This is a genomic window from Exiguobacterium sp. s191 (assembly GCF_018618955.1).
Classification (GTDB): Bacteria; Bacillota; Bacilli; order Exiguobacteriales; family Exiguobacteriaceae; genus Exiguobacterium_A; species Exiguobacterium_A abrahamii.
In genome coordinates this window covers 46,401-70,406 of sequence record NZ_JACSNC010000003.1, presented here as the reverse complement: position 1 = coordinate 70,406, position 24,006 = coordinate 46,401, and the positions used below count along the sequence as shown (strand labels likewise).

Genomic DNA, 24,006 nt, shown 5'->3' with positions numbered 1-24,006 from the left:
ACTTTCAAGATTATGCGTGTAGGTGAAGCACATCTTCAACGGATTTGTACGTGTATCCGAGATCGCGTGCGACCGCTTCGTACGTGACGAATCCTTGCGCGACATTTAATCCTTTTTCAAGAGCATCGTTTTCAGCAAGCGCACGGTGTGTGCCTTTGTTCGCGAGCTCAAGGACATACGGAAGCGTTGCGTTCGTCAATGCTAGTGTAGACGTACGTGGAACAGCACCTGGCATGTTCGCGACCGCGTAATGAACGACACCAAATTTTTCATATGTTGGGTCATCATGCGTCGAGATGCGGTCGACCGTCTCGAAGATACCACCTTGGTCGATGGCAACGTCAACGATGACAGCGCCCGGCTTCATGCGTTTGACCATGTCGGAAGTGACGAGTTTCGGTGCTTTTGCACCTGGAATCAAGACAGCACCGATGACGAGATCACTCTCAGCGACCGCTTCAGCAATCGTGTACGGATTGGAGATCAACGTGTTGATCGAGTTACCGAAGATGTCATCGAGCTGACGAAGGCGTTCTGGGCTGACATCGATGATCGTGACATCCGCACCGAGACCAACCGCGAGTTTCGCAGCATTCGTTCCGACGACACCGCCGCCGATGACTGTGACTTTTCCACGACGAACCCCAGGAACACCTGCAAGCAGGATGCCCATACCACCGTGTGGTTTTTCTAAGAACTGTGCACCGATTTGCGATGCCATACGTCCTGCGACTTCACTCATTGGTGTTAACAATGGAAGAGTGCGGTTCTTTTCAACTGTCTCGTAAGCGATTGCTGTGATGTTCGAATCAACAAGTGCACGTGTCAGTTCTGGCTCAGCCGCTAGGTGAAGATACGTGAATAATGTCAGATCCGGACGGAAGTATTGGTACTCTGAAGCGATCGGCTCTTTAACTTTTAAAGCAAGTTCGGCTGTTGCCCAGACTTCAGCAGCAGTCGCGATGATTTCAGCACCAGCTTTGACGTACTCTTCGTTCGTGAAGCCACTCCCCATACCTGCCATTGATTCAATGATGACACGATGTCCTTGTGCATGTAACGCTGCTACCCCGGCAGGTGTTAATGCAACACGGTTTTCGTTGTTTTTGATTTCCTTTAATACTCCAATGATCATGTGAACGCGATCCCCTTTCGCAAATAAACAAATCAATTTCTCTTCTTCTTCAGTATACGAGAAATGAAAGCGTTCTACTTTATCGGCGTTTTCAAAAATAACTGATATCCTTTGTGTAAAATCACAAAGGATATCGGTCTGCTTTTAGGTACAAATAAAGTAAGGAGCGTTCAGGTAAAGATTCCATTCGAATGCCCGCTTCCTCCTCGATCCGTCGCATCCGATAGAGGATCGTATTCGGATGGACATGGAGATGAGAGGCGACTTGTTTGACGTTCCCATCATAATGAAGGAACCATTCTAGCGTCTCACATAAGGAGGAAGCATGTTTCACATCGTAAGCACGCAGACGTTCGATTTCTTCCAAGCGAACCGTCCGCCGTCGCAGACGCTCCGAGAAAATCGGTAAGAGTTGGAATAGGCCGAGACGTTCGTAACGGGTCACGTTCTTCAGCTCAAATGGAAAGGCATCTTTCAAACGCAAGACGATGCCCGCTTCTTCATAGCGCTCGGGAATCGCTTGGACGCCCGTGAAGACTTCACTACTTGCTGCGACGAAGTCCGTATAATCAAATCGCTCTGCGAGTAGTTGTCGGAACGACTGGATGAAGGCATCGAACTGCAGACGCTCTTGTTCTGCGTCGCGATCGTTTGTGCTGATCCACAAGATGAAATCCGTCTCATCATACGCATAAAGTAACGGACGAACCGTCTGCTGGATCGTCAATAAATAGCGCAGGCGATCGGCGAGGCGTGGTGTGATCGCTTCCGAAAAACGGATGACCGTCAAACGACTGATGCCGGGTGGTGCGACATGGAGTTTAGAGAACATCTTCAAGATTTCCGACTCGGATAGTTCTTCATGTAATAACTCGAAGAAGAACTGTTCCGTCTGTTCTTCCTTCCGTTTTTTCTGCATGTCGATCGCCAGCAACTGACGTTGAGCAAGTAGAGCTCCTTTCTTTAAATCGGCTAATTCCGACGGAGTAAACGGAGTGCTTCGCGCAATCGACCAGATATAGCCGAGAATTTCTGAATCTTGCTTGATCGCAATAGCGACACGGTCATTCAGTCCGACACCGGTGCGTGCAGAAATAATGAGTGGATCATCTTGTGTAGCAAGGCTCTGGATGACTTCATCTTTCCAGAGTTGGTCGATGACCGATTCCGGTACCCGGCGACCAATGATCGTTGCGACACGGGCAGGGTCTGTATCAGCCGTATGCGTACTATACGCAAGAAGGCGGTGATTGCGATCTTCAATCGTAATCGGGGCATTCAAGGCAATACCGATCGCTTCCGCTAAGTCGTCTAAGGAATGATATGAAGCTTCTAACATGGGATTTCCCTTCTTTCTCTTTCACTCGATAGTTTTAGTATATCTTCTATTGTGTAAAATCACAAAAAGTATTCTTTTGTATTGTAAGAAAACACAACTACATGCTACGTTAAGCCTCGGAAAAGAGAGAGAGGATGAAATGGCATGGAAGTGTTACGTCTGATATCGGCTTGGGTCTGGGGGATTCCGAGTATGATGTTGTTGGTAGGAACAGGAGTGTACTTTACGATCCGCTTACGTGGTCTTCAGTTTCGGCGTTTAAAACAAGCGTTTCAATTATCTGTTCAAAAATCAGGGCAAGGTGAAGGTGAAATCAGTAGCTTTCAGATGTTGATGACGTCCCTCGCGGCGACGATCGGAAACGGAAACATCGCAGGGATCGCAGTCGCCTTGACGATGGGCGGACCGGGCGCAGTCTTTTGGATGTGGGTCATCGGTTTAATTGGAATGGCGACGAAATATGCAGAAAGCCTCCTTGCCATTCTCTTTAGAAGTCGAAACGAACGCGGCGAAGCCGTCAGTGGACCGATGTATTATATCGAGAAGGGACTAGGACCTAAATTTAAACTACTCGCTATCCTGTTTGCGGTATTTGGTTTGATCGCATCATTTGGTGTTGGGAATACGGTGCAAGCGAATGCGATGGCAACGGTGCTTGAGCAATCTTTCCGTGTGCCGCTGCTATTGTTCGGCATTCTGCTCGCGATTGCGGTCTATGTATCGATTCGTGGTGGACTTGAACGCGTCAGTGCGATCTCGACGATCTTTGTTCCGATCATGAGCTTACTTTATATCGGTGCCGCTTGTGTCCTTTTAATATTGAAGGCGGATCAGATTCTACCAGCCTTTGGTTTAATCTTTGAGTACGCCTTCCAGCCGCTTGCGCCTGCAGGAGCCTTCACCGGTGTATCGATCATGATGGCGATGCAAGTCGGTGTAGCACGTGGTATTTTCACGAACGAAGCAGGACTTGGGACAGCAGCATTGATTGCCGGATCTGCGAAAAGTGAGCGTCCGGTCGAACAAGGATTGATTTCGATGACGAGTACCTTCATCGTGACCTTGATCGTTTGTACGATGACGGCACTCGTCCTTCTGACGACAGGTTTTTGGGATCCATCAGGTGGACTACATTCAGGTATGATGCATGATGCGAATCTTTCCGGGGCAGCACTGACAGCAACCGCCTTTGCGAGTGTTCTAGGATCATTTGGAGAATGGACGGTCGCTTTTTCCGTCTTCTTCTTCGGTTATTCAACGATCATCGGTTGGTATGTCTATGGAGAGAAGTGCTTGGAGTACTTGAGCGGTACGACACGCTTCAACGAAGGATACCGCGTGTTCTTTGCGCTCGCAGCCTGTTATGGTGCGGTCGCGCAATTAGAACCGTTGTGGCTGGTCGCGGATATTGCCAATGGATTAATGATGATTCCGAACTTGGTTGGAATGTTGTTCTTGTCGCACTTAGTCATTGAACAAACGAGAGACTATGAACGAGCCGGTCACAAACGAGTGGCTTAACGGAAAAAAGCGGTGATACCTGATAGGGGCATCACCGCTTTTCTGATGAGACGATTCATCCATTCGTTCGACGACGGCTGTAGACGAGGAGTGTCAGTAAGAAAATCAAACTAAGCGCAACGAGAACGGAAAGTGAAGCGACGTTCCAGCCGATGACTTCGAGTAGGACACTGACCGCAACTGTCAAATAGAAGATACCAAGGTACTTTTTGACGAACGGACTTTCGAAATGCGTCAACTGCTTCGCGCCAATCGGTGCTCCGAGCAAGGCGCCGACAATCAGCATGATCCCGACGAGGATATCGATATTCGTGCTCGCGACCGTATAGTTGACGAGTCCCGATAGGACGATCAGTAACGCGGAGGCAATACTCGTTCCAACCGCACGTTTCAACTCATAGCCAACAATCCCGACGAGTAACGGTGTGATGATGAATCCACCGCTGACACCGAGAAGCGAAGAGATGAATCCAGCGAACAGACCAGTAAAGGCAAGGGCAAGATATCGATTTTTCCAACCTGTCTGTTCTCCGGTCGTTGCTTTCGGACGTAAGAACTTATTCGCGAAGTAGAGTAGGAGTCCGATATAAACGATCGAGATGACGAGATGAGCACCGTTGACTTCCTCTAAACGAAGGACAAGTGGTGTCGCGATCGTCGAACCGATGATTCCGACACCACCGACGACAAGGCTATCGCGCCAGACGACATTTTTAAGGCGTAAGTGAGAGAGCGTACCTGAAACCGTTGATCCGAGAGTCAACATGAGACTGGTCGCGATCGCAACGCTTGGAGCATATCCTAAAATGAGTAGTAGGGGCGTCAAGATGATACCGCCACCGATTCCGAAAAAGCCGGAGATGATTCCAATGAAAAATCCGAGGATTAAGAAATAATAAAAAGCGAGATCCATGTACAGTCTTCCTTTCCTTTTCTTCTCTATTCTTCACTTAGTATGGCAATGAATGAGAAGAATGTAAAAGGGGACGGCTCCTTCAAGGGGGTTGAAGGAGCCGTTAAGGGGAACTTATTCTTTTGACGCGGCGACTTCTGCGGCTGCATCGATACCGGTATTGGCCTTGACTACGATACGTTCGAAGTTACCGGCAACTTCGTTCGATTTCGTCAACAATGTTCCGACGATGGCTCCGAGGAAGCCAAGCGGGATGGAGACGATTCCTGGATTCGTCAGCGGGAAGAGGGCTTCCCCGACGAACAAGGCTGAACCGTCGACTGCCCAAAGGTTTGGACTGAGTGCGACGAGAATCAGTGAAGAGAATAACCCGACGACCATACCTGTGACAGCTCCGCCAGTATTGAAACGGCGCCAGAAGATCGTCAAGAGAATGACTGGCAAGTTGGCACTTGCCGCGACAGCAAAGGCAAGCGAAACGAGGAACGCGACGTTCATCGTTTGCGCGAACAATGCCAGTACCATCGAAATCAAGGCGACGGCGATGGAAGCGAGTCGTGCTGCCGTCATCTGTTCTTTTTCCGTTGCTTGTCCTTTGCGAAGAATATGACTGTAGAAGTCATGGGCAAAGGCGGATGCTGCGGATAAGACGAGTCCCGCAACAACGGCGAGGATCGTCGCAAAGGCGACCGCGGCAACGAACGCGAAGAGTAAATCACCACCGAGTGCTTGAGCGAGAAGTGGTGCCGCCATGTTACCAGCAGCATTGGCAGCAATGATATCTTCAGAACCGACGAAAGCAGCGGCACCAAAGCCGAGGAAGATCGTCAAGATATAAAAGGCACCGATGATCCACGTCGCATATACGACGGATTTACGAGCAGTTGGAGCATCCTTAACAGTGAAGAAACGAATCAAGATATGTGGTAATCCAGCCGTTCCGAGAACGAGTGCGAGATTCAATGAAATCGTATCGAGCGGTAATTTGAACTTGTTTCCGGGATTCAAGAATGAATCACCGAGCGGTGTCGCTTGTTTGACTTCTGAAAACATCTTGAAGATCGAAAAATCGAACTTGGCGAATACCATGAACGAAATGACAGCTGTTCCTGCCATCAAGAGAATCGCTTTGATGATTTGGACCCATGAGGTCGCCGTCATACCACCGAAGACAACGTAGACTGTCATCAAGATACCGACGATGATGACACTTGTCGTGTAAGGAATTCCTAATAACAGTTCAATCAAGGCACCCGCACCAACGAGTTGCGCAATCATATAGAAAATCGAGATCGCGATTGAGTTCATGGCAGCGACTCCTCGAACTTTTGAAGCATTGAAACGAGCGGCAATCATATCCGCCATCGTGTACTTCCCAAGGTTCCGAAGTGGTTCGGCAACGAGGTACAAGACAACCAGATAGGCAACGAGGAAGCCGATCGAGTAGAAGAATCCGTCGAATCCGGCTAAAGCGATCATTCCAGCAATTCCGAGGAACGAGGCAGCAGACATATAGTCGCCGGCAATCGCCATCCCGTTTTGTGCACCAGTGAGTCCACCATCCGCTGTATAAAAGTCGTTAGCAGTTTTTGTTTTACGAGCAGCAAAGTATGTAATGACGAGCGTCAAACCGACGATCGCCGCAAATAAGGCAACGGCAGTATAATTCATTTCGACTCCTCCTTGATCTGTTCGACGAGTCGATCAAAGGCACGTGCTTTTTTGCTGTACATCATGCAGAACGTCCACGTCATGATGAACTGAGCAAAAGCGAAGATCCAAGCACCTGTAATATCACCGAACACCGGCTGATTTAAAATCGTGAAGTAGCTTGTTAAAATCGGAAGCGTAAAATAAAAAATAAGACAGAAACTGATGGCTGGAAGAATGAAGCCATTCTTTTGACGCATCAATTGTTGAAAAGTAGCGCTCTCGACGATTGCTGGAGCGGATTGAGTCGCTTCATTTTTTTGAACTTCGGACACTTGATGCATGAGGACGCCTCCTTTAAGGAATGAATGTAAATTCATTATAAGGATGTCGTTTCTGGAAAAGCTATCCTAATTTTTAAGAAGAAAAGCTCATTATTATATTAATATTGGTCATACCAATTTAATGTAAGCGTTTGCAATATTGAACATTGTTTGAACGTTATTTTTATATATTAATTATGTCGGAAAATGATTCAAAAGACCTAGTACCCGGAAAATGAGAACAACTTAAAAAGCCTGCCTATGGAAGCATAGACAGGCTTGAGTCATTTTTCAGATGGACGTTCGATCTTATCTTCGATTTCCCGTAAATGATCCGCACGTTTTGAGAGCGCACGACGCTTCAGCCATTCTTCCGTACCGCGACTGACTCCCCAGATGGCGAGTAAAATCAAAAATAGAAGGACAAGACGCATCGGACGTTCAAGAAACGTGGACCATTCCTTTCCGATTAGCGAGAAGATGATGACGACGATCAGACGACCGGCACCAGCAGCGATCAAATACGTCCGCAGCGATAGTTGAATCATGGCGGAAATGGACGTGATGATGAACGCAGGCATGAACGGAAGTGAAAAAAAGAATCCGAGTGAGATGGGACTCATGTGACGAACACGTTCGATCCACTGTTGTGCGGCATGGTGTTTTTCAAGCCAACGCGTAACCGGACGACGAAATAGATATCGAATACAAGCGAAGACGACGAGTGATCCAAGCATGCTCCCGACCCATGATACGAGAACACCCATACCAAAACCATAGGTTGCCGCATTCGCGGAAATGATCAGGACGAGTGGCAGGAAAGGAAATAGAGACTCAAGAAACGGGGCAATCAAACCGGTGGCAGCTCCTCCAGGTAAGTCTTGGAGAAAGAAAATCATCTGCTCGATCCAGTCACGAAGTGTATGGAGCATTCGGAATCCTCCTTGCGAGATGTACTACTGTGTTTTATTTTACCTCTTTCTGATTCAGAAAGGGAATGAAATTCCTTGAAAGGGATTCAGGAATTGTAGATTGTACATTCGAAAGGGAGTTGGTATTATACTTAAATGGGTGCGTTTTGCAGGCGTTCCCAGCTAGTCAATAGCTAGACGCTTCGTTTGCCAACGTTCGTTTTACTGCAAAAAACTGACATGGGGGCTAATGAGGAATATGAAACCTTATCGCGTACTATTATTTTATAAGTATGTTCCGATCGAAAATGCGGAACAGCTAACGAAAGAGCATCTTGCTTACTGTAAAGAGCTCGGTATTAAAGGTCGGATTTTGATCGCACCAGAAGGAATCAACGGCACACTCTCTGGAACGGTCGAACAAACGGAACAATACATGAAGGACTTGACGGCGGATCCACGATTCGCTGACATCGAATTCAAAATCGATGAAGTCGAAGGGCACGCCTTCAAAAAGACGTTCGTCCGTTACAAAAAAGAACTCGTCACATGGCGTTTTGAGGATGAATTCAACGTACCAGAAGAACACGCTGCGTATCTTGAACCAGCAGAGTGGAAAGAAATGATGAAACAAGATGATGTCGTCATTCTCGATGTACGCAACAACTATGAATACGACCTCGGACACTTCAAGAATGCTGTAAAAGTGGATGTCGATGCTTCACGGGAATTCCCGGAGTGGCTTGACGAGAACGAGCATTTGTTTGAAGGGAAAAAGGTTCTCACATACTGTACGGGTGGCGTTCGTTGTGAAAAATTCACGGCGTACTTCCGTAAACGGCAACAGAGTGATGATATCTTCCATCTTAAAGGCGGAGTCGTCATGTACGGAAAAGATGAACAGACGCAAGGAGAAGACTGGGAAGGCGAACTATACGTCTTTGATGAGCGTGTACAAGTTCCTGTCAATGCCGTCAATCCTTCTGTCGTCTCAGAATGTTACTACTGTGGAAAACCGGAGACGCGCTACGTTAATTGTGCAAACCCGGAATGTAATCGACAGCACTTCTGCTGTGAAGAATGCGAACCAAAAGTCATGCGTTCGTGTTCCGATGAATGCCGGGAGCATCCGCGCAACCGTTATGAAAAAGAGCAACAAGAAGAATTAGTATAAGGCACGCGTAAAAAGCCGGAAGATTTCTTTAGTAGAAATCGCCCGGCTTTTTGTGTATTCACGAGGAAGGAAACAAGTAACGCAAAACATCCGGTAAACGTTTCGCCCAGGCGGTTTCATGATGAATCGCTTCCGGGATGATCGTATAGCGACTTTGAGTAAGTTTCTGTTCGACCGCGCGTGCTAAGACATCATTTGTGTGTAAATAATCTGTCTCCGTCATCGGACCACTCACTTCTTTTGTCCCGACATCCATATAACAGCGATGGGCAGTAGACAGCGACGGACTGCGCTCGATGAATTCAAGGAGTGAGGAAAAGTTTGCCCATCCGGCAGTCGACAGGGCAGCGACACGCGTGATGACTTCCGGATACGCGAATAATCCATAGAGCGAGATGACGCCACCCATCGAGCTGCCGATCATCGTCGTATCATCAGGACGTGTCGCGTAGTTGGCATCAATGTATGGTTTTAACTCGCGGATGATCCAGTCCATATAGACCTTACCGTTTCCTCCGATCGATTTCCGGTGCGAAGGATAGGCAGTCCGCATCAATAAAGCTTCATCACTCCAAGGCGCGTAGTCGTCGTAACGGTCCATGCCGTCTTCTGGACTGTCGATCGCGACGACCATTGCCGGAATCTGTGTTTGTTGTAGCGCAAGATGAATCTCCCAGCCTTTTCCGAACGAGGCGGTTTCTCCACTGAAGACGTTTTGTCCATCGTGCATATAAATCACCGGTAACGCTTCAGAAGGATCTAAATGGGGCGGACGATGAATCCGAATCGTCCGGTGAGCTTGTGATGTCGGTAGCGTCATTTCAATTTCCGTAATCGACAATAGAGTCACGACCTTTCAAAGATTTGCATAATGCGCGGTACAATTGCGTCCATTGTGTTTTCCGCCGACATAGAGTGCATGGTCGGCTTGACGTAACGATTCTTCGAACGTCCGTTGATATCTTTCCTCCACTGTATCAATTCCGAGGCTGACCGTTAAGGACAGTCGGTGACCATCGACGAGGAAGGGACGATCCATGACCGCATGGCGGACCGTCTCGGCAATCTGGATAGCAGCCTCTTGACTACCATTTCGCAACAGAAGTACGAATTCCTCCCCACCATAACGAGCAGCAAAGACATCATCATATTGTAATTGGATCGCCTTGATACGTCGACCGAGTTCACGAAGGACGAGATCGCCTACTTTATGACCGTACGTATCATTGACACGTTTGAAATGATCGATATCGAACAGGATCACGGAGAGCGGATAGCAGTCAGCGGCAAATTCCTGCCGACCGTGTTCATAAAAAGCACGACTATTCGGTAACTCGGTCAAGGCATCGGTCCGACTTTCCGTATAGAGTTGGACCGTTTCACGTGAGCGTTCTAAGACGCGACAAAAGATACGGAGCAAACGAGATAATTCGTCGGCATTCGTCACATCATAGGCGTCTGCGACTTGATGGAACAGGATGATCGAAACATCGACCTCTCCGCTCGTAATCGAAGGAATCGCTAGCATCGAGTGACGATCGACAGGCAATCCGATTTGAATATCGTTTCCCCAGTCGCAACGCAGCCCATAGATGATCGGGGTATGCAAATCGTCGGCTGACAAGGAATGAAACAGTGGTAACACGTCAATCGGTTGTTTCGTCCGGATATTATAGATGACTTGTTTCCGCTGTTGTTGAATTGAGATCCAACCTTCAGAAAACGGCAATAGATGTGGTAAATCGAGGAGCAGTGAATCGATCGTCTCGCGTTCGAAGCGGGAAATCAACAAGTGTTCCTTCGCATCATCGAATCGCTTCGCATTATCGTTTGCTTCAAGGGAGTCGCCACGCTCTTGCAACAGACGTTTGAACAAAAAGAGAATCAAGGCGGAAACTGTAGCCGCGACGAGCGGACTTTCATCGTAGAACCAGATTCCAAGTAGAGCACTTAACATGCTAATCCCGTAGACGAGGGACTGAAGCTTTACGAGACGTTGCCAATCGTATTTCAAGTAGAGGAAGCGATTGACGAACAGACATTGGAAGTAAGAGACAAGGAAGACGGTGATCAAAAAGCCGGTGAAAGGGAGCAAGGCTTTCGTATACGTAAAGTTTGAGCCGATCGGTCCGCCGAGCGCATAATACGCAAAGGCCGGAAGCGAAATGTAGACTAAATCGAATAAGGCATTGATCGGGTAAAGATAAACGAAACGTTTCCAACGAATCGCTTTTCGATGGGACATGAATTGAAAGACGAGAATACCGATTTGGCTTAAAATCAAGGCGTACGTTAAACCGTAATTGAGGAATAAAAATAAGATAATTCCTTCTTGGAATGTATAGTAAATGCCACCACGACGGACATTATCGAACTGAAACAGGAGAACGAGTCCGAATAAATAAAGGGTGTTGATGATGGAGACAGAAGGATGGAAGGTTGGTGGATGAACGATGCCGATCACTAATAATGTCAAGGCGACGAGACCGAAGACGATCCAGCTCGTCCGGGCTACATGTTGGTAGTAGCGCATGAAACATCCCTCCCCCTGAGAAGTATCTTTTATTCCTATACCCGAATTGTGGAAATTTTGATAAGCCATTTACCAAAAAAATAAGGTTGAGAGAAAAGAAAGAATTGCGTATAATGTGAAAGATATCGAATACAGTCGATGATGAAGAGAGTAACGGTTGATATTCGTCAACTAGCGAATCAGGGAATGGTGGAAGCCTGAGGACGAACCGGTCGTGAAACGCACTTCTGAGACGCTACCCGATTCCTGATGGAAAAGGCGTAGCCGGGGGAACCCCGTTATCCCCGAACAAGGTGGGTGTCGAAATGACACCAAGAAGAGTGGTACCGCGGTCATTCCGTCTCTTTGCGCGTGGCGCAAGGGGCGTTTTTTATTGCCAAAAAATCAGTGAAGCAGGAGGAAATAAAGATGAGTTATAAAGCGCAGTATGCAGAAGTATTACATCACGTCATGGAAGGTGCCTTATCGGTTGAACAAATCGAACAACTGATCGAGCAACCGAAACATGAAGATCATGGAGATCTAGCATTCCCATGTTTCATGCTCGCGAAAGCATTCCGTAAAGCACCGAACATGATTGCTTCGGAGCTCGCAGAAAAAATTGACGCGCCGTTGTTCTCGAACGTTCAAGCTGTTGGTCCTTACATCAACGTTTTCTTGAACCGGGAAGTCGTCTCGCAAGAAATCGTTAACCAAGTCCTGACGGAGAAAGAGGCATTCGGATCAAGTGAAGCGAATGGAAAAACGATCGTCACGGACTTCTCAGCGCCAAACATCGCGAAACCTTTCTCGATGGGTCACTTGCGTTCGACGGTCATCGGGAACGCGCTCAACCAAATCTCACGTAAAAAAGGGTACGACGTCGTCGGGATCAACCATCTAGGGGACTGGGGAACACAGTTCGGGAAATTGATGGTGGCTTACACGATGTGGGGTGAGGAAGAGGCAGTTCGTGCAGAACCAATCAAGGAATTGTTGAAATTATACGTCCGGTTCCACGAAGAAGCGGAAACGAACCCAGCTCTTGAAGATGAAGGACGTCTCTGGTTCAAAAAACTCGAGCAAGGTGATGAGCAGGCGACGACGCTTTGGACGTGGTTCCGTGAAGTTTCACTCGTCGAGTTCAACCGTGTCTATGAGATGCTCGGTGTTAAATTCGATAGTTTGAACGGAGAAGCCTTCTACAACGATAAGATGCAACACGTCATCGATTTGCTCGAAGAAAAAGATCTCCTCGTCGAATCAGAAGGGGCAATGGTCGTCGACCTCGAAGCAGAAGGTATGCCACCTGCCTTGATTAAAAAGAAAGATGGCGCAACGCTTTATGCGACACGTGACTTAGCAGCTGCTGTCTATCGTCTCGAAACGTACCGCTTTGAGCAAGCGTTCTACGTCGTCGGTGGGGAACAAGCGCTTCACTTCAAGCAATTGTTCGCAGTCTTGAAGAAACTTGGATTTGAGAACGTCGACGGAATGCACCATGTGCCGTTCGGTCTGATCATGAAGGACGGAAAGAAAATGTCGACGCGTAAAGGTCGGATCGTCTTACTTGAAGAAGTACTACAAGAAGCGATCGACGTCGCGAAGCAAAACATCGCGGAAAAAAATCCGAACTTAGCGAATGCCGAAGCAACGGCTCGTCAAGTAGGTGTCGGCGCCGTCATCTTCCACGACTTGAAGAACGAACGGATGAACAACATCGAGTTCGATCTTGAGCAGATGTTGAAATTCGAAGGCGAAACAGGACCGTATGTCCAGTACACGAATGCCCGTGCGCACTCGTTGCTTCGTAAAGGTGGCTATGATGGCACACCATTCGCTGGTAGTGCCGATGATCATGCATGGGGTGTCGTCTCGATGCTAAACCAATTCTCGACGGTCATCGATCGCGCGTTCACACGTCGCGAGCCATCAATCATCAGCCGCTACGTCTTAGATCTTGCACAAAGCTTCAATAAATACTACGGACACGTCCGTGTTCTCGAAGATGACGCAGCAAAACAATCGCGTCTTGCACTCGTCAAGTCGGTCACGATCGTCTTGACAGAGGGTCTTCGTTTGCTTGGTGTCGGCGCTCCAGAAGAAATGTAAGACCAATCCACGAATAAGAAGAGGTAGATTATGAAGACTGAGACGAAAGAACGATTACAGCAAGCTGCTTCACAGATGAAGCAGGAGCCTTTGGCAGAAACGGTCGCCTTTATGGCTGATTTTCACGGGAAAGTCGCTGCTTGGTTACCGGGAGAGTCTGTCGATTTCGTTCACGATTTCGTGACGGCGCCGGAAGCTGATTTGATTGCTCCGATTGAAGGAGACGCATTACGGACGAAAGATAATTTTGAATTCTTCATGCGTAAGAAACAGACACGAAAAAAACTGGGGGAATTGTTAACGCTTTGGAAGTCGGCACGTACGACAGAGACGTTGAGTCAAATCGATGCGATCGGGTTGAAAAAATGGCTCGCTCGTAATGAATTCCGTTCGGAAGACAAACCATGGGATTATTTGAACCGTCTGCATGTTCTCTTGTTCCTTGATTTGATGACGACGATCATCGATGATCATCGATTGACGAGTCTGCATGAGCAACTTGTCGGTACGACACCAGTCCCGACGAGCTTCGTACGTCGTCAAGGGGATGTCCGTCAAGTCATCGAAACATTCGCGGAAGAGACGAACTTCACACAAGTAGATGTCGTCAAGGCATCGCTTGTCCGTTATCTCTGATCAATAAGATACACGAACAAAAGCCGTCGAGCCCTGTGCCCGACGGCTTTTGTCGTATCTTCTTACTTCGCCTGATAGAACACGATTGTTTGTTGCTCTGAATCGTAAAGACACCATTCTCGTTCGAACACGACGGGACCTAGATTGACGGCATACCGTCCTCCTTTAATGGATAAAGTTTGACCTAGTGGGCTCGGTTTGGCGATGCCATTTCGAAACAAACCTCTGATATGACTATGACCAAAAAAGAGTAACGGTTCGCGTTGTTGTGACAGGTCGGGTAGAAAATCCCGCGACCAACTGAGTTGGTCTCCATGAATCAACAATGCCCCCTCGATGCGTTGTTTTCGAGGGCAATCGCGTAATGCATCGATGACAGGAGATAGATGTGGTGGAACGAGCGACAGGATGCGCTCTTCTTGATTACCGAGTAACGTCTTAAAATCAATCAGCTTTAAAAAATCATCATCGAGCGTCACGACGAGGGAGAGCGATTCAAAGGAATAGCGCTTCGCTCGCTTTTTACCGACATGACATTCATGAACATCACCGAGACAAAACAAATGCGCATCGGGAGCGAGCCGCCGTATGTCAGCTAGAACAGCCGCTGTGTCGGCTACTGAGCTGTGAAGATCCGCAAAAAGGGCATAACGCATGATCGACCACTCCTTTGTTAAGGAGATACCCGAAAATGCGTCATGCCCATCTTTTTTCAATTAAGTCGTACGAATCTTATTCTGTTTCGACTGTGACGCCACGTTCTGCGAAAACGACTTTTGCGACTTCAAGTGCGTTCAAGACACGTGGGAATCCAGTGTAAGGAACAAGATGCATGATAGCTTCGACGATTTCGTTTCCTGTCAAACCAGCTGTCAATCCAGTATTGATGTGGAGAGCGAGCTGTGGTTCTGTACCTTGTGTGACGAGGGAAGCAATCGTCACGATTGCGCGGTCACGATTGACGAGACCATCACGGCTGTAAACTTCACCGTATGCGAAATCCGTGATCCACTCACCGACTGCTGGAGCGATATCTTTCAGGGATTCAGAGATTTTGTCATGCGTCGATTGTGCAGCGTTTGCGTCTGTGAATTCGCTGAGTTTTTTAACGCCTGTTTCGTGACGTGATTCAAAATGAGTTGCCATGGTAAAGGACTTCCTTTCTTTTTTAACGATGTTCTCATCGTAAAGGAAGAATTTCCATTCTACAAATACATGGTTTTTATGAAAGGTATGCTTATTTGGAATACATATCGCTGACGAATTGAATCCATTTCCGCGTCACGTACGATTGGTAGCGACCGGTTGGAACGGCGATTCCTAAGTGCCACGGGACTCGTGTTTCAAGTGGGATCGTTTTGACGCCACGAATCGAAAAGCGATCCGCGATCGAACGCGGAAGGACGGTCACGGTATTTCCTTCTGCGACAAGTAAACATAAGAAGTCCCACTGCGAGCTCACCCGAGACACGTTAGGCGTAAATCCGGCATCTTGGCAGGCGTTCAAGACAACATCGTGTAGCGAGAACGTTTCGTTGAACAAGACGAACGGCATGTCGGAAACTTCTTCTAACGCAATCATCGACCGATCAGCGAGTGGATGATCACTCGGTAAGAATAAATGGAGTTCTTCTTCAATGAAGGGGTGTGTCGTTAAATGCTCATCCGAAGGAAGCACCGTTGCGATCAAATCGACTTCACCGGCGACGACCGCTTTTTCTAACGCATGTCCACCGGCTTCGATTAATTCGATTTGAATCATCGGATACATCTCTTCGAAGCGACGCAGTAGACCCGGGAAAAACAGCGAACCAATTAGTGGGGGTACGCCGAGCCGAATCGTTCCCTTCGTCAAATGCATGACATCATAAAGGTGGGAAGGCAGGTCAGATAACTGCCGCAGAATCTTTTCACCTTCAATCAATAAGGTCTCACCGGCATCCGTCAGGACGATTTGTCGTTTGCTCCGATCGAATAATTCCATCTCAAGTTCTTCTTCTAAGTGACGGACCATTTTACTGAGTGTTGGTTGCGTGACGTGGAGATGTTCAGCAGCACGAGTGAAGCTTTTGAAGCGTGCCACTTCCGTAAAGTATTCCAGTTGGCGGAAATCCATCAGTATTCTCCTATTCTTTTGAGTTATAGATGTCATAACAAGTATTCATTTTTATTATTCTTTCAATCAGCGTACAGTAAAGAGACCGAACACGTAAAGATAAAGAAAGAAGGAATCCATCATGATGAAACAACTCGAAGGAAAAGTTGCATTAATTACAGGAGCAGCAAGCGGAATCGGTCTTGAGATCGCTGAAGAATTCGCCCAAGAAGGTGCGAAGGTCGTTATCGTCGATCTTCAGGAAGAAGCTGCAAAACGCTCTGCTGAAACACTTCGTGAAAAAGGCTTCGATGCGTTTGCCGTCGCAGGTGACGTGACGAATGAAGAGGCAATCAAATCAAGTATCGAACAGACTGTCGCACACTACGGAACGATTGATATCGTCATCAACAATGCGGGTATGCAACACGTCTCACCAATCGAAGAGTTCTCGACTGAGAAATTCGACTTGCTTCAAAGCATCATGCTTCGTGCACCATTCCTTTATACAAAATATGTCTTCCCGATCATGAAAAAACAAGGCTCTGGACGAATCTTGAACATGTCATCGATCAACGGATTGATTGGTTTTGCAGGGAAAGCTGCTTATAACAGTGCGAAACACGGCGTCATCGGTTTAACGAAAGTCGCAGCATTAGAAGGGGCAACTTCGGGTATCACGGTCAACGCGATTTGCCCAGGATATGTCGATACACCACTCGTCCAAAACCAATTGTCTTCGCTCGCTGAAACACGGAATGTACCACTCGAACGTGTATTAGAAGAAGTCATCTATCCACTTGTCCCGCAACAACGGTTACTCCAAGTCAAAGAAATCGCGGATTACGCTATTTTCCTTGCAAGTGACAAAGCAGCAGGTGTCACGGGTCAAGCTGTCGTTCTCGATGGTGGTTACACAGCGCAATAAGCAACACTATAAATGAAGGGAGGTGCTTCTTGGATACGATCCAGAAAGCACCTCCCTTTTTTGTTTGATGGACTGAATAAGAACGTTCAGCCGATTTAACGCGAGTAGATTAACGGAAGTTAATGAATTGAACGTCGACCGATAACGGAAGCTCACGAACGATTTGCATGACTTGTTGCAAGTCGTCACGTGATTTACCTGTGACGCGGATTTGATCATCTTGGATCTGTGTCTTCACTTTTAATTTCGATTCCTTGACGGCATTGTTGATCTTTTTCGCATCGTCACGATCAATCCCGCTCTTAAGGATGACGCGTTGGCGAACTGTATTGCCAGCAGCCTGTTCGACTTTTTCGTACTGCAGGTTTTTGGTCGGGACTTCGCGCTTGATCAATTTTGCTGTTAAGACATCTTTGACTTGATCGAGTTTGAAATCGTCATCTGAGATTAGAATCAAATCCTCTTTTTCGAGCTTCATGTCGCTCTTTGAACCTTTGAAGTCGAAGCGGTTCGTGATTTCTTTCAGTGCGATCTGAACTGCATTCTTGACTTCCTCGATGTTGATTTGTGACACGATATCAAATGAATTATCTTTTGCTGCCATGTTAATCTCCCCTTTCATTCCACTCTCTATTTTAGAGAGGAATACCGGAAGCGTCCACTGCTTTGAAATTTTGTTATAATAAAAACCATGAAATGAAAGGGGTGCTTAGCTTTGAAACAAACAGCAGACATGTTGACGCTCACACCGCAAGAACTGGATGAGCGATTTGCCTATAGTGGAAATGATTTAGGAGCGACCTTCTCAGAGACAGCGATTCGCGTGCGCTTGTGGGCGCCGACGGCAGAACGTGTCGTGATTCGTCTCTACAAGACACTACGCGCACGAAAAGTCGAAGAGGTCGAGATGGTGGCAGGCGAACGGGGAACGTACGTCGTTGAACTCGATCGAGCGGCATATGAAGGTTATTTCTATACGTTTCAAGCGAGCATCAACGGACAAAAGGTCGAGGCGGTCGATCCGTATGCGAAAGCCGTCGGAACGAATGGAAAACGCGGTGCGTTGATTGACCCGACAAGTGTGACACCAGAACGATGGATCGAAGAACGCCCACTGTTCCATTCTTCGCAAGATGCAGTTGTGTATGAACTACATGTACGCGATGCAACGAGTCATCCGGCTAGTGGTGTCGTCGCACGTGGTACGTTCACTGGATTGACGGAAGCAGGGACTCGGACACCAAATGGCGGATTGACGGGACTTGATTATTTAGCGGATCTCGGTGTGACACATGTCCAGTTACTGCCAATCTATGATTTTGGCTCAGTCAATGAGACAGCGCCGAACGACCCGGATAACTATAACTGGGGATATGATCCGGTGAACTACTTTGCGCCGGAAGGGTCGTACTCATCGAATCCGGATGATCCACGAACGCGGATCCTTGAATTAAAGCAATTGGTACAAGCGTTACATGACCGCGGGATCCGTGTCATCATGGACGTCGTCTTCAATCATACGTATGATGCAGCAACGGTTCCGCTCGGTCAATTCGTTCCTGGATACTTCTATCGTCAAGAGGCGGATGGTAGCTTGTCGAACGGTAGTTTCTGTGGAAATGATACGGCATCTGAACGTTTGATGATGCGGAAGTTCATTCTTGATTGTGTGACGTACTGGGCGAAAGAGTACCATCTGGATGGTTTCCGATTCGATTTGATGGGACTGCATGATGTCGAGACGATGAATCAGGTGCGCCATGCACTTGACCGGATCGATCCGTCGATTCTAATCATTGGTGAAGGCTGGGATCTCGATACGCCACTCGATCCAGAAGAAAAAGCGAACTATTTCAACGCACCGAAGATGCCAGGAATCGCTCATTTCAATAACGGTTTACGGGACGGGGTCAAAGGCGACGTCCAAACGCCGGAAGACCGCGGTTTCATCAGTGGCGCGTTTGACCGGACGAGTGAAGTCAAACGGGGAATCGCCGGCAACGTCTCTTCGCAAGGATTTGCCGATGAACCAAATCAAGTCGTCTCGTACGTCGAAGCGCACGATGATTTGACGATTTGGGATAAATTAACGGTGTCTCGCCCTGAGGATACGGAAGAGATTCGTCGGAAACGGCAAATGCTCGCGAATGCCATCATCTTGACGGGACAAGGGATTCCGTTCCTCCATGCCGGACAAGAGTTCTTCCGGACGAAGGACGGAATTCGTGACAGCTTCAATGCGGGTGAGGTCGTCAATCGTCTTGACTATGAACGGGCGGAAACAGAGCGTCCGGCAGTCGAGTACGTCAAAGGATTGATTGCCCTCCGTCGTCAGTATCCGATGTTCCGTCTCGCAAACGCAGCGATGATCAAAAAACATCTGCGCTTCCTTGAAGAAGGGGAAGGTGTCATTGCCTTTGAACTGAAGAGAACCTATGAAGGATACGTCGAACGGCAGCGTGTCTATCATAATGCGACGGAAGAGGATATCACGATTGAATTGCCAAACGGTGAATTCGAGGTGTTAGTGGAGTCGGGTGCCGTTAAGTTGCACGCACCACGACTGCATGAAGAGAAACAGTTGGTCGTCCAAGCATTGACGACGACGGTCATCGCCGAACGAAAAGCGGATTACAAGAAATATGCGGTAGCAGGCGGTGCAGCACTGACGATCATCGGATTGTTGTACGCAGCGAACAAACGTCGTAAGAAAACCGATTAAATCAAAAAGGACGAAGCGCTATAAGGCTTCGTCCTTTTTTGCGTGGATGACAGTCCGATGTCAGTCTGTCATGCAATTGACTTGCGAAAATCATCGAAACATTGTTTGAAGATACATCTTTCGGGAAAAATTATATGTAGTATTTAAGATATTGTTTTGAAGTGAGAGGGTGTACGGTGTATGTTCGGTTTCGGTGATTTATGGAAATTCTTTTTATCGTTCTTTTTGCTGCTGCCTATCGTGACATTGATTCATGAGATGGGTCATTACTTTTTCGCTCGATTATTCGGTGGAAACATGGAAATCAATATTGGTTCAGGCAAATCATTGCTTCGTGTTGGTCCGATTCGACTGAATCGTGTTTATTTTTGGGATGGATGGTGTCAGTATGAGGCACTACGTCATGAAACGAAGTTTGCTAATATCATGGTCTATGCTGGTGGATCGATCGCGAACTTGGTGAGTATCTTAGTCGTAAATGGTCTTATTTATGCCGGCGTGTTCGAGGCGTCGATTTTTACGTACCAATTTGCGTATTTCTCGTTTTATTTCGTCTTTTTCTCCCTCTTCCCGATCGATCACCCGAATGGTTATCCGAGTGACGGAAAAGCGATCATCAATGTCTTCCGTTATGGTAAATCAGACTATCATCCACAATCTTAAACGAAGATTAAAGCCTCCTTCCGTCATTGGAATAGAGGCTTTTTACTCAAGATTCCGATTCGCTAGACGAATCAGATTCTGTTTTCGCTTGTTCCTGCTCGAGTTCGACGAGCTTTTGAATCAAGATATGGCGCGGCATATGCATCAGTTGTTCAAGTGGTACGTTCAGACGTTTTGCGAGTTCGACAGCCGTCTCTGCTGATAATTGTAAAGGTTTCATCGTGTTCGTCCTCCTTTTTCCATGAAGTTAGTATAACAGGAGGTGCAAGCCGAGCGCATCAATAGTAGCGAGAAACTGAGAAGGTTGATACCGTATGAAGTAGGAAGTGATGCATATGTATAAACCTGCTGCAGAGCTGTTACTCCATGAATCCGTCTCACTGTTTGATCGAATCGGGGAGGATTTGCTTCTTTTTCGAGATCGCCACGGATTTATGAAATGTGATGCGGATTTAAGACCACTATGGGAAACAGCATGTGCGTATGTTCCATTCTCCTGGTACATTGAGCCAGGCGGTGGACGATTGTTCATCGTATTTGAAGAGTCAGCTTATTTTGGTTTACTAGATTTAGAGCAAGGGCATTTAGATTATATCAAGCGACCCGTTGCTTTTTCCGAAGCATGGTTCAGTAATTTATTCTTGTGGCAAGATGATGAGATCTTCCTGTACACGGCAGAAACAGACGTTGTCTGTGTGAACGTTCAAACAGGGGACTGGCGGTACTCAAATTATGAAGAGGCGCCACTGTTCGGACGCTTAGTGGAGCGAGGATATGATACACGTTTGACGTTCGAACGATTCATCGCACCTACGACGATCATTTCTTATGATGATCTAAAAGAACGGTATGTGATTTGGGACGCTGCGACGAATCAGGAATCGATTATTCCTTTTTCGGATTACGCGGAGTACTCGCTCGTTGATCACCGGCACCAATTGTTTTCGATCACCGATTCATCTCGTTTTTACTTGTATGAGAAGAGTCAGCTGAAATATAAGTTCGAGGGATGTCATTCCTCCGTTTTACTCAAAAGTGTGTTACTCGATGAAGAGGCGCGACGTCTTGCGATCGTATCGACATCGGCGACATTCGGCAACACATGGGTTCAAATTTTTCAAAAGACGTAATGAAACATCCTTTTCGCTTTTCAGCAAGAAGGATGTTTTTTGTACGTTTATACAGAAAGGGGACGCATCATGCAACGGCTTGGTCATCTGATGAGTACGTATTTTCGAGGAGTGTTGATTGTTTGGGCAATCCTGCTCGTCGTGCTTGGATATTTCGCTTATCAACTACCCGATCGGCTAGAAGGAAACGGATTTACGCGTGACGGTGATTTTCAACGCGTCGAGACAGAACTCGATCAAGACTTCGGTCAGGATCCGCATACGATCATCGTTCTATTTGAAAATCAAGAGAATCTACAACAAACGATGGTGGAACATGTCGAGCGCTTCCGTGATATCAAAGGTGTCGGGAACGTCACTGGTCCTGTTGAAAATCCGCGAGCGATTCGGGACGATAAGGGATACGTGACGGTCGGGGTACCGACACTTGATGCGAAATGGGCAGCTGCGGTCACACGTCAACTGGATGATACCGGAACGATTCGACTAACGGGTGAACCAGTCGTCGTCGATGATTTGAATACAGCGTCGAAAAATGATCTCATCCGGGCTGAGTTGATTGGAATTCCAGCAGCGTTGATCGTCTTGCTACTCGTTTTCGGTACTCCGGTTGCCGCCATCCTACCGTTGATCATGGGACTCGTTACTTTTGTCTTTGGTGCCGGTGTTCTTTATTTCGTCGCCGGGCAACAAGAGTTATCAATCTTCGTCTTGAATGCGGTCGCGATGATTTCGCTGGCGCTCGGAATTGATTTTTCGCTGTTATACGTCAATCGATTTCGCGAAGAACGGCAGGACGGACAAGATATTCGGAAGGCGGCGATTCGTTCGGTCGAGACGGCAGGGCGTTCAATTTTATTTTCCGGAATCTGTGTATTCGTCGGACTTGCCGGGCTATTGCTGATTGATGTGGATGTCTTCCGCGCTGTTGCGATCGGGACGCTCGTTTCGGTCCTCGGGGCAGTCGTCAGTGCATTAACGTTACTACCGGCACTATTGATCGTTTTCGGGAAGGTGTTAGAGAAAGGACGACTCTTCCGGCAGCGAGCAGGTCGTAGTGAAGATCGTTGGCGTCGCCTCGCTCGTTTCGTCATGAAGCGCCCGGTCGCAGTCACGATTTTGTCCTTATTGCTGTTGTTACCTTGTTTATTGCCGTTACGTGATTTGACGTTGAACATTCCGCAAGCGACCGCTTTACCGGAATCGTATCCGTCGCGTCTCGCCTTTGAGTCGTGGGAAAAAACATTCGGAAACGATGGAACGGACGCCGTCCTCATTTTATCTGCTGATGCTTCCTCAGAGGTGGGACGAGAAAAAATCGAAGACGTGACGATTCGACTCGAGTCGGATCCCGATGTACGTTCCGTCGTATCCGCCGCAACGATTGCCGAACAGCAACAAGTGCCGCTCGAGCAGTTAGTCGCTGTTCCGGCCGGGCGCGAAGCTTTGACGGCATTTCTATCAGAGAACGACCAAGCACGAATTGATGTTAACTTAAAAGGAGATCCCGGCGATGCTGCTTCGCAAGACTGGGTGCGAAAGATGCAAGCGGACGGTTATCTTGTCGGGGGACCGGCAGCCTTCAATCAGGAAATTTATGATGCCATTGAATCGAAACTCCCACTAGCAGTCGGTGTCGTCGTTTTGGCGACATTCATCATTCTGCTGATTGCGTTCCGGTCCATCTTGATCCCAATCAAGGCGATTCTGATGAATTTGCTTAGTCTAGGAGCGACATTCGGATTACTCGTCATCTTGTTCGAGTCCGGCGCAGTTCTTCCGCAGGAGACGATCGGCATTCTGACACCGGTCTTCATCTTCTCACTCGTCTTTGGTTTATCGATGGATTATGAAGTGTTCCTCGTCTCGCGAATGGAAGAGTATTATGACGAGACAGGCGATAACGATTACGCGACCGAGATGGGGCTTGCGAAGACGAGTAAAATCATTACGTCTGCTGCCTTGATCATGATCGTCGTCACAGGGGCGTTTGCCTTCACGGGCGTCAGTCCAATTAAACAACTTGGCGTCGGTATCGCGCTTGCGATATTTATTGATGCTACGATCGTCCGGATGTTACTCGTCCCCGCACTGATGAAACTATTTGGTCACTGGAACTGGTGGTGGCCGGGTGGTCGTCGTAAAGCGATCCGCAAGTGACACATCACGTAAGCACATCAGTAGCTATTCAGAGGAAGACGAGCGTATACTGTCGATATTCAATTCAAGAAATTAGAGGAGG

Annotated in this window: 22 protein-coding genes and 1 other annotated feature; of the genes, 9 read left to right on the top strand and 13 right to left on the bottom strand. The window is 47.6% G+C overall.

Annotated elements, in window-relative coordinates:
* Positions 1 to 10: 10 nt before the first annotated feature.
* Both ald and KNQ09_RS13665 read right to left on the bottom strand, forming a co-directional pair.
* Positions 11 to 1,135 (bottom strand): alanine dehydrogenase, encoded by a 1,125-nt coding sequence (gene ald / locus KNQ09_RS13670; RefSeq protein ID WP_064300680.1) that lies wholly within the window; start codon positions 1,133 to 1,135, stop codon positions 11 to 13.
* A 121-nt stretch (positions 1,136 to 1,256) separates the two neighbouring features.
* Positions 1,257 to 2,474 carry a PucR family transcriptional regulator gene (locus tag KNQ09_RS13665; RefSeq protein WP_029342896.1) on the bottom strand — a complete coding sequence of 406 codons (1,218 nt, stop codon included), beginning with the start codon at positions 2,472 to 2,474 and terminating at the stop codon, positions 1,257 to 1,259.
* A 144-nt stretch (positions 2,475 to 2,618) separates the two neighbouring features.
* Between KNQ09_RS13665 and KNQ09_RS13660 the strand changes: the two genes are divergently transcribed.
* Entirely contained in the window at positions 2,619 to 3,995 is a 1,377-nt protein-coding gene (locus KNQ09_RS13660; protein ID WP_064300679.1) for an alanine/glycine:cation symporter family protein, read from the top strand.
* Between the two features lie 55 nt (positions 3,996 to 4,050).
* Here the strand turns inward: KNQ09_RS13660 and KNQ09_RS13655 are convergent, their stop codons facing one another.
* From KNQ09_RS13655 to KNQ09_RS13640, 4 genes are all read right to left on the bottom strand, one after another.
* Positions 4,051 to 4,908: a sulfite exporter TauE/SafE family protein gene (locus tag KNQ09_RS13655; RefSeq protein ID WP_064300678.1), complete on the bottom strand. Its 858-nt coding sequence runs from the start codon at positions 4,906 to 4,908 to the stop codon at positions 4,051 to 4,053.
* Between the two features lie 114 nt (positions 4,909 to 5,022).
* The gene (locus tag KNQ09_RS13650; protein ID WP_075642919.1) at positions 5,023 to 6,579 is read right to left on the bottom strand and encodes a solute symporter family protein; all 1,557 of its coding nucleotides are present in this window, start codon (positions 6,577 to 6,579) and stop codon (positions 5,023 to 5,025) included.
* Entirely contained in the window at positions 6,576 to 6,902 is a 327-nt protein-coding gene (locus tag KNQ09_RS13645; protein WP_023469682.1) for a DUF485 domain-containing protein, read from the bottom strand. Before KNQ09_RS13645 ends, KNQ09_RS13650 begins: the two co-directional genes overlap by 4 nt.
* 263 nt (positions 6,903 to 7,165) lie before the next feature.
* Positions 7,166 to 7,813 carry a TVP38/TMEM64 family protein gene (locus tag KNQ09_RS13640; protein ID WP_023469681.1) on the bottom strand — a complete coding sequence of 216 codons (648 nt, stop codon included), beginning with the start codon at positions 7,811 to 7,813 and terminating at the stop codon, positions 7,166 to 7,168.
* Between the two features lie 238 nt (positions 7,814 to 8,051).
* Here KNQ09_RS13640 and trhO point away from each other — a divergent pair, with 238 nt between their 5' ends.
* Complete coding sequence (trhO, locus tag KNQ09_RS13635; RefSeq protein ID WP_082627445.1) at positions 8,052 to 8,966, top strand: oxygen-dependent tRNA uridine(34) hydroxylase TrhO; 915 nt, start codon at positions 8,052 to 8,054, stop codon at positions 8,964 to 8,966.
* Between the two features lie 58 nt (positions 8,967 to 9,024).
* Here trhO and KNQ09_RS13630 read toward each other — a convergent pair whose 3' ends face one another.
* Positions 9,025 to 9,786: an alpha/beta hydrolase gene (locus tag KNQ09_RS13630; protein ID WP_251138211.1), complete on the bottom strand. Its 762-nt coding sequence runs from the start codon at positions 9,784 to 9,786 to the stop codon at positions 9,025 to 9,027.
* A gap of 36 nt (positions 9,787 to 9,822) precedes the next feature.
* On the bottom strand, positions 9,823 to 11,499 hold the full coding sequence (locus KNQ09_RS13625) for a GGDEF domain-containing protein (RefSeq protein WP_214858818.1): 1,677 nt from the start codon (positions 11,497 to 11,499) through the stop codon (positions 9,823 to 9,825).
* Positions 11,500 to 11,628: 129 nt separating this feature from the next.
* Positions 11,629 to 11,847 (top strand) — a binding site (T-box leader).
* 60 nt (positions 11,848 to 11,907) lie between these two features.
* On the opposite strand from KNQ09_RS13625, the gene argS reads away from it, so the two are divergent.
* Together argS and KNQ09_RS13615 are read left to right on the top strand one after the other, a co-directional pair.
* Positions 11,908 to 13,590: an arginine--tRNA ligase gene (gene argS / locus KNQ09_RS13620; RefSeq protein WP_214858817.1), complete on the top strand. Its 1,683-nt coding sequence runs from the start codon at positions 11,908 to 11,910 to the stop codon at positions 13,588 to 13,590.
* Between the two features lie 30 nt (positions 13,591 to 13,620).
* Positions 13,621 to 14,226, top strand: coding sequence for a hypothetical protein (locus tag KNQ09_RS13615; RefSeq protein ID WP_050678446.1), 606 nt, complete (start codon positions 13,621 to 13,623; stop codon positions 14,224 to 14,226).
* 62 nt (positions 14,227 to 14,288) lie between these two features.
* On the opposite strand, the gene KNQ09_RS13610 is transcribed toward KNQ09_RS13615, so the two are convergent.
* The 3 genes from KNQ09_RS13610 to KNQ09_RS13600 all read right to left on the bottom strand — a co-directional run bounded on the left by KNQ09_RS13610 (position 14,289) and on the right by KNQ09_RS13600 (position 16,342).
* On the bottom strand, positions 14,289 to 14,882 hold the full coding sequence (locus KNQ09_RS13610; protein WP_214858816.1) for a metallophosphoesterase family protein: 594 nt from the start codon (positions 14,880 to 14,882) through the stop codon (positions 14,289 to 14,291).
* 76 nt (positions 14,883 to 14,958) lie between these two features.
* The gene (locus KNQ09_RS13605; protein ID WP_023469674.1) at positions 14,959 to 15,372 is read right to left on the bottom strand and encodes a carboxymuconolactone decarboxylase family protein; all 414 of its coding nucleotides are present in this window, start codon (positions 15,370 to 15,372) and stop codon (positions 14,959 to 14,961) included.
* A gap of 91 nt (positions 15,373 to 15,463) precedes the next feature.
* Positions 15,464 to 16,342, bottom strand: coding sequence for a LysR family transcriptional regulator (locus KNQ09_RS13600; RefSeq protein WP_035395614.1), 879 nt, complete (start codon positions 16,340 to 16,342; stop codon positions 15,464 to 15,466).
* A 121-nt stretch (positions 16,343 to 16,463) separates the two neighbouring features.
* Between KNQ09_RS13600 and KNQ09_RS13595 the strand changes: the two genes are divergently transcribed.
* Positions 16,464 to 17,249: a 3-hydroxybutyrate dehydrogenase gene (locus KNQ09_RS13595; RefSeq protein WP_029342884.1), complete on the top strand. Its 786-nt coding sequence runs from the start codon at positions 16,464 to 16,466 to the stop codon at positions 17,247 to 17,249.
* Positions 17,250 to 17,358: 109 nt separating this feature from the next.
* Here KNQ09_RS13595 and KNQ09_RS13590 read toward each other — a convergent pair whose 3' ends face one another.
* Positions 17,359 to 17,853 (bottom strand): YajQ family cyclic di-GMP-binding protein, encoded by a 495-nt coding sequence (locus KNQ09_RS13590; protein ID WP_023469671.1) that lies wholly within the window; start codon positions 17,851 to 17,853, stop codon positions 17,359 to 17,361.
* 111 nt (positions 17,854 to 17,964) lie between these two features.
* On the opposite strand from KNQ09_RS13590, the gene pulA reads away from it, so the two are divergent.
* Entirely contained in the window at positions 17,965 to 19,971 is a 2,007-nt protein-coding gene (pulA, locus tag KNQ09_RS13585; RefSeq protein ID WP_231884718.1) for a type I pullulanase, read from the top strand.
* A gap of 180 nt (positions 19,972 to 20,151) precedes the next feature.
* Entirely contained in the window at positions 20,152 to 20,634 is a 483-nt protein-coding gene (locus KNQ09_RS13580) for a site-2 protease family protein (RefSeq protein ID WP_058265683.1), read from the top strand.
* Between the two features lie 46 nt (positions 20,635 to 20,680).
* Here the strand turns inward: KNQ09_RS13580 and KNQ09_RS13575 are convergent, their stop codons facing one another.
* Positions 20,681 to 20,854: a YycC family protein gene (locus KNQ09_RS13575; RefSeq protein ID WP_023469668.1), complete on the bottom strand. Its 174-nt coding sequence runs from the start codon at positions 20,852 to 20,854 to the stop codon at positions 20,681 to 20,683.
* 115 nt (positions 20,855 to 20,969) lie between these two features.
* On the opposite strand from KNQ09_RS13575, the gene KNQ09_RS13570 reads away from it, so the two are divergent.
* Together KNQ09_RS13570 and KNQ09_RS13565 are read left to right on the top strand one after the other, a co-directional pair.
* The gene (locus KNQ09_RS13570) at positions 20,970 to 21,764 is read left to right on the top strand and encodes a hypothetical protein (protein ID WP_082627447.1); all 795 of its coding nucleotides are present in this window, start codon (positions 20,970 to 20,972) and stop codon (positions 21,762 to 21,764) included.
* Between the two features lie 69 nt (positions 21,765 to 21,833).
* A complete protein-coding gene (locus KNQ09_RS13565; protein WP_214858815.1) occupies positions 21,834 to 23,924 on the top strand; it encodes an MMPL family transporter in 2,091 nt (696 codons plus the stop codon).
* Positions 23,925 to 24,006 lie beyond the last annotated feature (82 nt).

Bases quoted from the DNA above. Each gene is read 5' to 3' on its own strand.
- KNQ09_RS13645 (WP_023469682.1), bottom strand. From the start codon at position 6,902: ATGCATCAAGTGTCCGAAGTTCAAAAAAATGAAGCGACTCAATCCGCT.
- KNQ09_RS13655 (WP_064300678.1), bottom strand. From the start codon at position 4,908: ATGGATCTCGCTTTTTATTATTTCTTAATCCTCGGATTTTTCATTGGA.
- KNQ09_RS13610 (WP_214858816.1), bottom strand. From the start codon at position 14,882: ATGCGTTATGCCCTTTTTGCGGATCTTCACAGCTCAGTAGCCGACACA.
- ald (WP_064300680.1), bottom strand. From the start codon at position 1,135: ATGATCATTGGAGTATTAAAGGAAATCAAAAACAACGAAAACCGTGTT.
- KNQ09_RS13580 (WP_058265683.1), top strand. From the start codon at position 20,152: ATGTTCGGTTTCGGTGATTTATGGAAATTCTTTTTATCGTTCTTTTTG.
- KNQ09_RS13570 (WP_082627447.1), top strand. From the start codon at position 20,970: ATGTATAAACCTGCTGCAGAGCTGTTACTCCATGAATCCGTCTCACTG.
- trhO (WP_082627445.1), top strand. From the start codon at position 8,052: ATGAAACCTTATCGCGTACTATTATTTTATAAGTATGTTCCGATCGAA.
- KNQ09_RS13590 (WP_023469671.1), bottom strand. From the start codon at position 17,853: ATGGCAGCAAAAGATAATTCATTTGATATCGTGTCACAAATCAACATC.
- KNQ09_RS13625 (WP_214858818.1), bottom strand. From the start codon at position 11,499: ATGCGCTACTACCAACATGTAGCCCGGACGAGCTGGATCGTCTTCGGT.
- KNQ09_RS13575 (WP_023469668.1), bottom strand. From the start codon at position 20,854: ATGAAACCTTTACAATTATCAGCAGAGACGGCTGTCGAACTCGCAAAA.
- KNQ09_RS13615 (WP_050678446.1), top strand. From the start codon at position 13,621: ATGAAGACTGAGACGAAAGAACGATTACAGCAAGCTGCTTCACAGATG.
- argS (WP_214858817.1), top strand. From the start codon at position 11,908: ATGAGTTATAAAGCGCAGTATGCAGAAGTATTACATCACGTCATGGAA.
- KNQ09_RS13640 (WP_023469681.1), bottom strand. From the start codon at position 7,813: ATGCTCCATACACTTCGTGACTGGATCGAGCAGATGATTTTCTTTCTC.
- KNQ09_RS13630 (WP_251138211.1), bottom strand. From the start codon at position 9,786: ATGACGCTACCGACATCACAAGCTCACCGGACGATTCGGATTCATCGT.
- KNQ09_RS13600 (WP_035395614.1), bottom strand. From the start codon at position 16,342: ATGGATTTCCGCCAACTGGAATACTTTACGGAAGTGGCACGCTTCAAA.
- KNQ09_RS13565 (WP_214858815.1), top strand. From the start codon at position 21,834: ATGCAACGGCTTGGTCATCTGATGAGTACGTATTTTCGAGGAGTGTTG.
- KNQ09_RS13660 (WP_064300679.1), top strand. From the start codon at position 2,619: ATGGAAGTGTTACGTCTGATATCGGCTTGGGTCTGGGGGATTCCGAGT.
- KNQ09_RS13605 (WP_023469674.1), bottom strand. From the start codon at position 15,372: ATGGCAACTCATTTTGAATCACGTCACGAAACAGGCGTTAAAAAACTC.
- KNQ09_RS13650 (WP_075642919.1), bottom strand. From the start codon at position 6,579: ATGAATTATACTGCCGTTGCCTTATTTGCGGCGATCGTCGGTTTGACG.
- KNQ09_RS13665 (WP_029342896.1), bottom strand. From the start codon at position 2,474: ATGTTAGAAGCTTCATATCATTCCTTAGACGACTTAGCGGAAGCGATC.
- KNQ09_RS13595 (WP_029342884.1), top strand. From the start codon at position 16,464: ATGATGAAACAACTCGAAGGAAAAGTTGCATTAATTACAGGAGCAGCA.